Source organism: Lentilactobacillus kisonensis DSM 19906 = JCM 15041 (assembly GCF_001434135.1).
GTDB classification, from domain to species: domain Bacteria; phylum Bacillota; class Bacilli; order Lactobacillales; family Lactobacillaceae; genus Lentilactobacillus; species Lentilactobacillus kisonensis.
The window spans coordinates 1-10,722 of sequence record NZ_AZEB01000045.1 but is presented as its reverse complement, the minus strand read 5'-3'; the positions used below and the strand labels follow the sequence as shown (position 1 = coordinate 10,722).

The 10,722-nt window shown below is 40.2% G+C and carries 11 protein-coding genes and 2 pseudogenes; 7 read left to right on the top strand and 6 right to left on the bottom strand.

Annotated features, from left to right (window positions below):
- Positions 1-118: 118 nt before the first annotated feature.
- The 3 genes from FC98_RS13015 to FC98_RS13005 are packed head-to-tail and all read left to right on the top strand — an operon-like array spanning position 119 to position 2,366.
- A complete protein-coding gene (locus tag FC98_RS13015; RefSeq protein ID WP_056949698.1) occupies positions 119-976 on the top strand; it encodes a sce7726 family protein in 858 nt (285 codons plus the stop codon).
- A 2-nt stretch (positions 977-978) separates the two neighbouring features.
- On the top strand, positions 979-1,905 hold the full coding sequence (locus FC98_RS13010; RefSeq protein WP_056949696.1) for a sce7725 family protein: 927 nt from the start codon (positions 979-981) through the stop codon (positions 1,903-1,905).
- Positions 1,905-2,366 (top strand): hypothetical protein, encoded by a 462-nt coding sequence (locus FC98_RS13005; RefSeq protein WP_054656056.1) that lies wholly within the window; start codon positions 1,905-1,907, stop codon positions 2,364-2,366. The genes FC98_RS13010 and FC98_RS13005 overlap by 1 nt, the downstream gene beginning before the upstream one ends.
- A gap of 136 nt (positions 2,367-2,502) precedes the next feature.
- Here the strand turns inward: FC98_RS13005 and FC98_RS13000 are convergent.
- Positions 2,503-3,918 (bottom strand): annotated as a pseudogene (locus FC98_RS13000) (IS5-like element ISLca2 family transposase).
- A 325-nt stretch (positions 3,919-4,243) separates the two neighbouring features.
- Here FC98_RS13000 and FC98_RS12995 point away from each other — a divergent pair.
- Genes FC98_RS12995 through FC98_RS12985 form a run of 3 tightly spaced genes read left to right on the top strand, consistent with a single transcriptional unit; the run spans position 4,244 to position 6,888 of the window.
- Positions 4,244-4,987, top strand: coding sequence for an ABC transporter ATP-binding protein (locus FC98_RS12995; protein ID WP_054656058.1), 744 nt, complete (start codon positions 4,244-4,246; stop codon positions 4,985-4,987).
- Positions 4,965-6,212: an ABC transporter permease gene (locus FC98_RS12990; protein ID WP_056949694.1), complete on the top strand. Its 1,248-nt coding sequence runs from the start codon at positions 4,965-4,967 to the stop codon at positions 6,210-6,212. Before FC98_RS12995 ends, FC98_RS12990 begins: the two co-directional genes overlap by 23 nt.
- Before the next feature lie 4 nt (positions 6,213-6,216).
- Positions 6,217-6,888: a TetR/AcrR family transcriptional regulator gene (locus FC98_RS12985; RefSeq protein WP_054656060.1), complete on the top strand. Its 672-nt coding sequence runs from the start codon at positions 6,217-6,219 to the stop codon at positions 6,886-6,888.
- A 101-nt stretch (positions 6,889-6,989) separates the two neighbouring features.
- On the opposite strand, the pseudogene FC98_RS12980 reads toward FC98_RS12985, so the two are convergent.
- The 3 genes and pseudogenes from FC98_RS12980 to FC98_RS12970 all read right to left on the bottom strand — a co-directional run.
- A pseudogene (locus FC98_RS12980) lies at positions 6,990-7,580 on the bottom strand (beta/alpha barrel domain-containing protein); the annotation flags it as partial.
- A 62-nt stretch (positions 7,581-7,642) separates the two neighbouring features.
- Complete coding sequence (locus FC98_RS12975) at positions 7,643-8,326, bottom strand: IS6 family transposase (protein WP_002816065.1); 684 nt, start codon at positions 8,324-8,326, stop codon at positions 7,643-7,645.
- A 75-nt stretch (positions 8,327-8,401) separates the two neighbouring features.
- Positions 8,402-8,845: a hypothetical protein gene (locus FC98_RS12970; RefSeq protein ID WP_056949692.1), complete on the bottom strand. Its 444-nt coding sequence runs from the start codon at positions 8,843-8,845 to the stop codon at positions 8,402-8,404.
- A 235-nt stretch (positions 8,846-9,080) separates the two neighbouring features.
- Here FC98_RS12970 and FC98_RS15375 point away from each other — a divergent pair, with 235 nt between their 5' ends.
- Positions 9,081-9,170, top strand: coding sequence for a putative holin-like toxin (locus FC98_RS15375; RefSeq protein ID WP_072672334.1), 90 nt, complete (start codon positions 9,081-9,083; stop codon positions 9,168-9,170).
- Positions 9,171-9,322: 152 nt separating this feature from the next.
- Here FC98_RS15375 and FC98_RS12965 read toward each other — a convergent pair whose 3' ends face one another.
- Positions 9,323-10,447: an ArdC-like ssDNA-binding domain-containing protein gene (locus FC98_RS12965; RefSeq protein WP_056949690.1), complete on the bottom strand. Its 1,125-nt coding sequence runs from the start codon at positions 10,445-10,447 to the stop codon at positions 9,323-9,325.
- 2 nt (positions 10,448-10,449) lie between these two features.
- Entirely contained in the window at positions 10,450-10,665 is a 216-nt protein-coding gene (locus FC98_RS12960) for a hypothetical protein (protein ID WP_003713050.1), read from the bottom strand.
- Positions 10,666-10,722 lie beyond the last annotated feature (57 nt).

The window sequence follows — 10,722 nt, the reverse complement described above, 5'->3', positions numbered from 1 at the left end:
GTCTTTGAGAATTATGAAACTGCCGCTGCTGATCTAGGGTACAATTCATGATGCATACTTTTAAAATAAACGTGATATGATGAGTATGTATATTCTAACTGAGTTAAGAGGCTAGAAAATGAATATTGGAATATTGTTAAATAAATTATTCACTGTAAACTCGTTTAATAAACTTGTTTCCGGTGAAAGTTCTGAAACTTACAAAAGCATTGTTAATGAGTTAATAAATCCGCCAGATTCGATAACTAATTTACAAGCAATGAATCTTATCTATAAATATATGTCTAAGAGACATCGTAATGAATATTTTTATAAAAATACATTGCTCAATAAAATACTGTTGGGACGCCACAGTATTCAAACGTCTACTGCATTAAGAGAGTTACCGATTAACGGAAACATTCTTGATTTCTTAATTATTAATGGGGTAGGACAAGTTTATGAAATTAAAACAGAACTTGATAATCTGCAAAGATTAAAGGGACAACTAAATGCTTATTATCATGCTTTCTCACTTTGTAATATTGTTACTGACCAAAGCCATTTAAAACAAATAATGCAAAGTATAGACTTACCTCAAGTTGGCATCATTGTTCTAACAAAGCGCAATACCCTGCATGAAGAAAGAAAAGCAACCAAATATGAGAAAAAATTAGATTATAAATCTATCTTTAAAATATTAAGAAAATACGAATTTGAATATATTTTACAAAAAAACTTTGGATTTTTACCTCAAGTTAATGATTTTCAATATTATGATGTTTGCTTCCAGATGTTTAAACAATTAGACATTAAACAAGCTCAACAAGAGATGCTATACCAATTAAAGCAACGCGAAACTGTAGATAGGTCTAATATAAAAGAATTCAATAAAGTTCCTGTAGAGATTAAAAGCTTAATATATTTTTCAAATTATACAGATAACAACTTCAAACAATTGAATCAATTTTTAATAAAAAAAATAGGAGATGAGTAATAATGTACTATCCATTGCTTCGTGGTAAACAAAATGAGTTGTTGGCATTAAGAGAATTATTAAAAGAAGGGAAACTCAGCAAAAAAATTATACCCATAATTGAGCCAATTAAAGCATCTTCATCTTTTAGAATACTACTACAAGATTTTTCAAGAGAAAATAGAAACTTAGCTGTTATCCAAAACTCAAAATTGGCTAACTATCCTGGCTTTAAAGATAATAAAGAAATAATTGAAATCAAAAAGTCAAAAGAATTTATGCCAACTTATTTTTTATATAAGAATAACGATTGCGATATTCTTAATGAAATCCCCCAAAACAAGCCTCATATGATGATACTAGACGAAAAATCTGAAGTTGATATAAAAAAAGTTATTACATCAAATACATTTCTTATCATTAATACAAATAATAGAGAAATGCTGCAGGATGCAAAACAGGAAAATTTCTCTAGAATTATTGAATTACATGACTCTTATGAAAAAAAGAATAGAAATCAAGATTATGCAGAAGATCAAGACCAGTTATTTTCAATGGAACATCTTCTTTATAAAAAAGATGGTTTTTATGGTTTTAGTGACTATTCTGTTATTGGTTCAGATTACTCCGAATCTGGTTTTGCGCCAAAGGCTGTAGCGATACATATAGTTTACTTTGACTCTGATAATAAACTTCGTATTCACCATTTTGTTTCTGATACCAATGAGGATATTTCTAATCCAGCGAACAAGTTTAAGGAAGCTTTAAAAAAACTTATTTCCTGGTATAGTAGTGATGCGTTTAATAAAGAGAAAAATAATTCTAGTGCTTTAGAAGAATTTAAACGTTTATCTATCGCAGGAACTTACCCTGGACTAGGAATCATAAAACGGTTGGCAATTAAGCATCACCTTGAAATTCTTGGACAGTTTCTGGATGGCGAAGATTAATGAAATGTTGTATTGAGTGTTTTAAAGATAGAGAAATTAGAGATCGCTTTAAATCTTTTAATGAAAAAGGTAATTGTGATTTCTGTGGGGCTCATAACAAAAAGGTTTTAGATTTAGACGCAAGAAATTCGCAAGAAATTAATGATCAAAATCTTGCTATAGATTTTGAAAATTTAATAGAACAATTTACAAACGATAGTAATACAAATTTTGTGAACAAAAGACACATGCTATCAGATTATTTAGAAAAACATACCTCCATATTTTCTGACTCTGTATCTTCTGAAAAAATTTTGCAATTTTTAAAGTGTCTTCTTCCACAACAATATAATGAAAACCCTGATATTTTTGACCAACCAGTTATTCCAGCTTATCTTTTAAATAAAGATAAGCTGGAAAGAGAAGGTATATTTTACGGAAAAACTTGGAAAGATTTCAAACACGATATTCAGTGGATGTAAGCTGATTCCTGAGACAACTTTTAAGAGAGGGTATAATGAATAAATCGTCTCTCAAAAGGAAGGAATTTTTACATGCCAACTCGTTACGACAAAGAATTCAAACAAAACATTATCAACCTATATAGTGGCTGTTGAACTAGGCCACCATATCTTCGACCCTTGTAGTAAATTTATAGCGAATTTGATAGGCCTCACCCTCGAATTTAGCCAAAATTAAAATTGGTATAGCAAATACCCTTAACAGGGTCAGCACATTGCTCAAGACGATGGCCGCGTCAATCTTGACGGCCAGTGATTCAGCTGTCCGAGTGTTCACCAAGTCAAGCCCCAGCGTGCCCTTCATAAAAGCAAACCGGCGTTCAATGGTACCTCTTCGATTCTCGGCATCAGTATCCTCACGCCGTTTCGCTGCATCAACGTGTTTTGGATGCCGGCCAAGCTTCGGACCGCAGATTCGGATACCCAAATCCTTACACAGCTTTAGGTTCTCCCGATTACGGTACAGCGTATCGGCCAGTACTTCATCCGGATAATGTCCATGAAGATCGTAATAGTGGTCTGAAGTTTCCGCGAAGTCTTGGCCCTCAGAGAATGCGGTGAAATCAAAACGTTCAATGTCGACTACGCCTTCACTTAACGAACAGTCAATCTTCGCCCCAAATTCAACTTTAGCATTGGCCTTACCACGTTGAATTGGGCGAATGTACGGCTGTTGGAGACTAACAATTCGGTCTTCAACGTGGTGAGTCTTGTGGGTATACATGTACCATTGCTGGGCAAATAGAATTCGAATCACGCCTAAGCGAATCGCTTGTTCATCTGGTAGAGTCGCACCCTGATCGATGAATTCGTTGATGTACCGCAAATCACGGCGCACATATTGAAGTTGGGCCTTGACCTGTTTATGAAAGCCACCACGCTGTTGCTTTGGATGTCGTGAAAATTAGGTCCAACAATGCTTCGCCTCGCGTTTGTACATGCGTGGGTTTGGCACACCAAGTTGGTGTGCCATATCGATCGCCATCGCCTCAAGATTCAGCCTTGCTTGGTTGAGGAGGACGGTGTCTTGAGGATACTTGATTTTGACTGGCACTGCGGTTGCGTCCGTGATGACGGTGTCCACTTTGAATGGGACCAACGCTTCGATCTTGGCGCGTACTGTATCATTCATGATATTCGTAATCAGCTCGGAGATATCGGCAATTCGTTTGCGAAAGTGTGCCAGGCTGGAATAATTGAACGGCTCAACCGCTTTGTATTCGGACAACCCGATGAAATATTGAAGTGCGGGTGTATCACGAATTGCCGCAACCACCCCACGATCAGTTAAACCCATCCGTTGTTGGATCAGGATTGCCCCATAGAGTAAACGAAATGGTTTTGCCGCACGTCCCGCATTTTTGGTGAACTCCAATTGGTATGCCTCATCGAGAGCTTTCCAGGGCATGACCTCCGCCAACTGGACCCACTCATTGTTAGAGCTAAGTGGGGTACTTAAACCGGCACCAAAGGATTCAAATGACAATTGAAGCGGGCTGTGACGATAGACCATACGATAACCTCCGAGTAGGTTCCCAAAAAATGCAAGGAAAATGCAGGAAAACAGCTAATTCCAATGGATTTATTATACCGCAATAATGCATATATTAGCTTAACTGCCTGAATTATAGAATTTTTAAGCAGTCACTATTTAATTAAAATGCGACATCCCAACAACGGGGTGGCGCATTTTTGTTTGCAATGCGGTGACAAATGGGCCGGAAACAAAATAAGTGAGTGATAACTCATTTTAATGTTGACAAACCGAGATGTACTGATTATACTAAAGCCATTAAGTGAGTGAGTATACACTCGCTTTGAGAAAGAGGGTTATTAAAATGGCAACGGATTATGTCATCGCCAAGCAGGTCAGCAAGCACTTTGGTCATCAGCAAGTGCTCAATCAGATTGATTTGACACTGCCGGCTGGAATGATTTATGGCTTGATTGGGCCATCAGGAGCTGGGAAGACCACCTTGATCAAGAGTATTTTAGGGATGGAAGCTGTGGATAGTGGCACTGTTAAAGTCATGGATACGGTGATGCCCAATAGGGCGGTAATGGCACAAGTAGGGTATATGGCCCAAAGTGACGCTTTGTATGAGACACTAACGGCCCGTGAAAACCTGACCTTGTTTGGGCAATTGATGAGCGTTCCAAAAATAAAGTTAGCACAGATGATTGATTATGCAGCCGGATTAGTTGATTTAACGTCCCAATTAGACAAGCGGGTCAGTGGCTATTCGGGTGGGATGAGACGGCGCTTGTCGTTGGCAATTGCCCTGATTCAGGATCCCCAATTATTGATTTTAGATGAACCGACCGTTGGGATTGATCCAGAATTACGGCAACAAATTTGGACCGAACTAAATAAGCTCAAGGATACCGGTAAGTCGATGCTCGTGACAACGCATGTCATGGACGAAGCAGAACGGTGTGATTATCTCATGTTGATTCGGCACGGGATTGCGCTTGCTGAGGGGACACCCGCGGCACTGAAACAACAGTATGCAGTAGATACGATCGAACAGGTCTTTTTGAAAGCGGGGCGGATGCAAGATGCGAACGATGGCAATCGTTAGACGAGTTTTTAAGCAAATGTTACGTGATAAGCGTACCTTGGCGCTGATGTTTTTGGCACCATTGCTGATTATGACGCTGATGTATTTCTTATTTCAAAACAACACGACGCAAGTAGCAAGCTTGGGTGTTCATCATGTAGACCAATCCGTGGTTAACGTGATCGATACCAAAAACGTGACGATTCATCATTATGATAGTTCACAGGCACGGAAAATGATTAAGCAGCATGATCTAGATGGCTATTTGACTCAGAAAAATGGTCAATTGACGATTACTTATTCAAATAGCAATCCAACCAACACGTCTTTAATTAAGGCGAGTTTACAGTCAGGATTAGTCAAGGTGAAAATGAAGACGCTGGTGACCGTTACTAAGAAACAGCGCGCGGCCCTTGAATCGCAACAAGCCGCTTTGAAGAAGCTGACAGCAGCCCAGACACAAGCAACGGTGACCAAGCTGAAGACTGCCATTGCACAAGCCCAGGCCCGCGGTGACCAGGCAACTGCTGAGAAATTACAAAAGCAACTCAAGCAGGCCACAGCCACGACGTCTAGTTCGACTCAGTCAGCTAAAGCAACCAGTTATACGACTAAGTCTCATTATATTTATGGTAGTAGTGATTCAACGTTCTTTGAAAACTTTTTGCCAGCCTTTCTCGGTTTCTTTGTCTTCTTCTTTGTGTTCTTGATTTCTGGCGTTTCACTTTTGAATGAACGCACTACTGGAACCCTAAGCCGGCTACTTGCAACCCCAATTCGACGGAGTGAAATTATTATGGGCTATCTAATTGGTTATGGGGGCTTTGCCATCATTCAGACTGTCCTGACCGTTGTTTTTACAATTACGGTCTTCAAGATTCACTTAGTTGGTAGTATTTGGCTGGTCTTTCTGACTAACTTATTATTAGCGTTAGTGGCTTTGACCTTGGGTATCTTTATTTCCACCTTTGCTAACTCAGAATTTCAAATGATTCAGTTTATTCCACTGATTGTTGTACCACAAATCTTTTTTGCTGGGTTGGTTCCAGTCGATGGCATGGCCAGTTGGTTGCAAGCAATTGCCCACATCATGCCGTTATACTATGGTGCTAATGCGTTGACGGCTGTTGTGACAAAGGGTGCTGGGCTTGGCGATATTGGTGTCAATTTGTTAATATTAGTAGGGTTTATGGTCGTACTAACAATGTTGAATATTGTTGGAATGAAACGTTATCGGAAGGTGTGAGGATATGGAACGACCACGGATACGGGATTATTTTCAACAGGATCTAAGTCAGAATGAAACGATTACACCTAAGCAACGGGCCATCCTCCAGGCAAGTCTCGATTTGTTTGCTGAAAAGGGTTTTGACCAGACCAGTACTAGTGATATTGCACAACGGGCCGGCGTTGCGGAGGGGACGGTCTATCGGCGGTATAAGACTAAGGCTGCCTTACGGGATGCCATCTTAGCACCAATTGCCGCGCACATTGTGCCAATTTTAGCGAGTGATTTTTCAGAGGATGCATTACGGCAGCGTTATCCCAGTCTACAGGCATTCGTCACAGCAATTTTTACGGACCGAGTTGCATTTGCTAAAGCTAACGTGAAAGAGTTAAAGGTCATTTTTGAAATGGTAGCTTTTGACGCCGAACGACGCGAACAGATTCTTAGCCAGATTGCGCCTAAGATGGTCAAGCAGATGGGAAGTGTCATAAATCAACTAAAAGCAGATCATTTGATTGTGGATTGGCCGAATGATTTGATACTGCAAAGTTTGTTATCGCAGCTATTCGGTTACCTAGCGCGGTTAATGCTGGAATTGCCGGGAACTGAAATTGAGCGCGAACAAGCGTATTTGATTACGGTGATGACCAAAATATTGACCCCGGGTGAACATGATCAAATTACTGGTCAGTGAGCTAACTGTTACTTGTTATAAACTAAAGCCACTTCTGTACTAAGCGGTCATTTGAACGCTGATCAGAAGTGGCTTTAGTCGTTGCTACGCGTGTTCGTTTGTTAATCTGCTAGTATCGTCATTTTATTCAACAAACTAGTTTGTAACTGGCTGAGTGTGGTTGTCATGTAGACCGGGTAAAGATCTGGGTTGACGAGCCGCTGGGTTGTTCGTGGGAGCTCGGCAAGTTTAGCCTGGGTCGTTGCCTGAATGGTTGTAACCGGAATTGACGTGGTGTTGGACAAATCTACCGGCGCGAGTAAGGGCCGGGCTTCAAAATGGGTGAGTCGCTGTTGGCGGTCGACACTGAGTGGGTCACTGTTGACGACGGTTAGGCTGGTCGCATCGACGATCGTCTCGGTAGCTAGTGCAATCAAGTCAGCAAAGGCCCGCTGAGTTCCTGGTTCGTACAGACGATAGACTTGCTTATCACCAGGAATCGTTAGTTTTTCGCGACTGGCACTGACCTTGATCTTGGGGGTGCTCTGACCATTGCTCTCAGTTGCCGCAAGCTTGTAGACGCCACTTAGAACCGGTGCGGACGCGCTAGTGATGAGCTTTTCACCGATACCAAAATTATCGATCGGTGCGCCTTCGTGCAACAGCGAAGTAATGATGTGTTCATCCAATGCGTTAGAAATAGTGATTTTGGCGGCTCTGGTGCAAATAGTCTGAGAGTGTGCCTTTTACCTAGTTGTTGATAGGGTGTTGTAGGTTATGCTGGCACCATCGCTTTTAATTCGTCCACGGCTGAAAACCCGATGAGGCTTAGCTCTCGTCGGGTTTTCTTGCGTAATGCATGGATGACTTCAATGCCGCTGAGTGTTGCACTAGCGGTTCGGATGCTTTGGAAACTTGCTGACCGCACCCGGTGTCGTTTAATGAATCGATGATCTTGTTCGATTAAATTGTTTCGATACTTGGAACATTGGTGTGCTGATTTGCTCAAGTAGTCTTGTTTCATCAGGTGCTTCACTGCCTTAAGTGTTGCTCGATATTGATCGGTGACTAAGCGATCAGGACGACCATTGGTCGTCAACAGCCGTTTCAAAAAGTGATAGGCTGCCGCATAATCACGATGCTTTCGCAGTTCGAAGTCGAGCGTCAGACCGTTGCTATCAATTGCACGATACAGATAAGTCCAATGACCTTTGACGTTAATGTAAGTCTCGTCTATCCTCCAACTTTTGGTATGGGAGGTTTGATGTTGGCGCCATAAAGCCTTAAAGATGGGACCATAATGATGAACCCAACGCATGACCGTGGTGTGATGCACACTAACCCCGCGATCACGTAGCAATTCAACGATATCACGGTAGCTGAGACTGAACCTAAAATAGTAGCCAACGGCTACTATAATGATATCCTGTTGAAAGTGGCGTCCTTTAAAGTAATTCATGCGCACAATTCCTCGTTTCTTGTCACTCAGTATACTAGAATGAAGTTGCCAGGCAAACTTTGCACCAGAGCCTCTTTATTTTCTATGGGGTAAATTTGCTTCTGATTTTTTAAGCCAACCATCAAAATCTTTTTTAGTACCCTCATAAACATCATATGCGTTTGGATATTTTTTTTGAAATTCACTCTTAAAATCTTCGAACGAATAATCATCTGGCAATGAATTTCTAACCTTTTCAAGTTTTTTATTAATCCCCTTAACCAGATTCCCCTTCTTTCCTTTACCTAAATAAATAGGCTTTCCATGACTGGTTACGCCTAATGCTTGAGCAGCACGAAACGCCGTTTCTTTCACTTTAAACACTGGGTCATTTATAGCAAGTCTAGCAAGTATATCTTTAGACTGCTTGCAATCATATTCTTTTAAAACATTTACAGCAGACAAACGTTCACGCCAACTGTTTTTATTATTTGCTTTCTTTTTCAACTCTTCAATGTTTCTTGGTGTTTCTTTTATCATAAATATCACTCCCACTTTAATGTCCAAGCAACTACATAGCTATTGCTTTTTAATCAAACAAATTTCAATCATTCTAAAGCAAAAAATACACACTGGTTACAAGAAATATTTCTTCCTATACAAGTTTTCTGTATAATAGACCAAGCAAGAAGTTTTAAGGGCGGTGGCTGTCTTTTCCCTTGCGAGGTGAGGCCCATGGGAACATGGAATAATCTTCAGAAAGGTTTCACAGTCAATGAGCGTCTTCCAGACACTCTCGTTGATGTTGCTGTTTGCAATGTTTATTTTGGCGTTGCTAACATACATCGACAAAAGGAACAAATAAAAAAGCCGCCCTGCGTAACTTTGGTCGGTTACAGGGCGACAATGTAGTTTTGTAATCTAGGCCACCGCCTTTAAAGCGGCTTGTATGGGAAGTCCTGTTCCAGCGGGGCTTCCTTTTTCTGTCTTTATTATAGCATGTCCCTTAAAAACTGGCTAACGTTTCATGCTTCGATCAGATTCAGGATCAGGTTGTTTGATTTCCGGATTCTGTTCAGAAAATGCTTGCAGTTGTTTTTGAGTTCGCTTACTGATTTCCTGGTGTACATCATTTAACTGATTTTTAAATTGCACTTTTTGTTGTGAATTAGTCGTTTGCTGAACTTGTTGTTGCAAGCCTTGATAGGACTTATTAAGATCATGGGCTGATAGCTTTTTTAGATCATGCTCAGGCTCTTTTTGGGCTTCTTGTAAGCCTAATTGTTTGGTTAACCCGTCACTAAGCTCAATCACTTTGTTACTAACTTGCTGAATTTCACTTAAAGCGCTATGGATCACGGCTTTATCTTTCGCCCAGGTAGCCACATAACCGAGTGAATAGTTACTGGTATCAACGCCAATATTTTGCATAGCAACATAGGCGACCGCTTCGGCCTGGGTTTCCTGATAGGCTCGTGGCCGATCTTTAAAGGCTGATTTTAAGCCGTGTAGCTGGCTATGCGCATATTCGTGATATAACGTCTTCAGTTTTAAGGCGTTGTCCGGTTCATCACCGCCAATGACGATTTCATTAGTGTTGGGTTGAAAATAGCCTTTAGCGCCACCAAGTTCTGACAGACTTTTTTCACTGACTTTAATATCAGTATTGTTATTCAAATAATCTTTGAGTTCATTGTACAGGTTAGTAACATTTTTATGATCCACTAAATTTTCTTTGACAAAATCTTTAGCACTTAGGACTGGTTCGCCGCTTGTCTGTGATATGTCAAATACTGGAATATAGCGATAACCAACTATGGCTTTTTCTTCGGTCGTATCAAGTCTTTTCTGATCCTCTGGAGTTAGTTTTTTTATAATGGGAGCCGCAATCCTGATCCCTTTTTCTCCTTTATTTACTGATCGTTTAAAATCAGTCTGCCATTTTTTAAAGCCCGCAACTTGACCAGCATTTGGATTTTGAGAATAGATAAGGTCAATATTACGCTGGCTATACCGGTGAAACTTTGCTACGGTATTAAGATAACTTTTAAATTTTTCACTATCAGTTAGTTTTAAAATTTCTTTTTCGGCATTTTCGACAAGCTGCCTTTTCCATTTTTCAGTTTCAACTTTACTTGGCATGATTAACCCTCCTCGGCGTCTACAAACTCTACAGAATTATCAATTTGGGGTAACTTGATAGATTGTGTGCCGTAAAGTGCTAAATATTCGGCATTCTTTTTTTGCCACGCAACTTGAATATATTTGCCATTACCCGCAACTTCTGATAGGTACTTATAACTGCTTTTATCCGTCAAAATAGGTAATTCGCTTGCTAATGCTTCCAGTTCATTTTTCATGATATATCCTCCTTCTTTTACAATTACACTCGTTGGTTAGGTTCACTTTTTGGTTTT

Excerpts from the sequence above, each read along its gene's own strand:
- FC98_RS13015 (WP_056949698.1), top strand. The coding sequence starts at position 119 with ATGAATATTGGAATATTGTTAAATAAATTATTCACTGTAAACTCGTTT.
- FC98_RS13010 (WP_056949696.1), top strand. The coding sequence starts at position 979 with ATGTACTATCCATTGCTTCGTGGTAAACAAAATGAGTTGTTGGCATTA.
- FC98_RS13005 (WP_054656056.1), top strand. The coding sequence starts at position 1,905 with ATGAAATGTTGTATTGAGTGTTTTAAAGATAGAGAAATTAGAGATCGC.
- FC98_RS12995 (WP_054656058.1), top strand. The coding sequence starts at position 4,244 with ATGGCAACGGATTATGTCATCGCCAAGCAGGTCAGCAAGCACTTTGGT.
- FC98_RS12990 (WP_056949694.1), top strand. The coding sequence starts at position 4,965 with ATGCGAACGATGGCAATCGTTAGACGAGTTTTTAAGCAAATGTTACGT.
- FC98_RS12985 (WP_054656060.1), top strand. The coding sequence starts at position 6,217 with ATGGAACGACCACGGATACGGGATTATTTTCAACAGGATCTAAGTCAG.
- FC98_RS12975 (WP_002816065.1), bottom strand. The coding sequence starts at position 8,326 with ATGAATTACTTTAAAGGACGCCACTTTCAACAGGATATCATTATAGTA.
- FC98_RS12970 (WP_056949692.1), bottom strand. The coding sequence starts at position 8,845 with ATGATAAAAGAAACACCAAGAAACATTGAAGAGTTGAAAAAGAAAGCA.
- FC98_RS15375 (WP_072672334.1), top strand. The coding sequence starts at position 9,081 with ATGAGCGTCTTCCAGACACTCTCGTTGATGTTGCTGTTTGCAATGTTT.
- FC98_RS12965 (WP_056949690.1), bottom strand. The coding sequence starts at position 10,447 with ATGCCAAGTAAAGTTGAAACTGAAAAATGGAAAAGGCAGCTTGTCGAA.
- FC98_RS12960 (WP_003713050.1), bottom strand. The coding sequence starts at position 10,665 with ATGAAAAATGAACTGGAAGCATTAGCAAGCGAATTACCTATTTTGACG.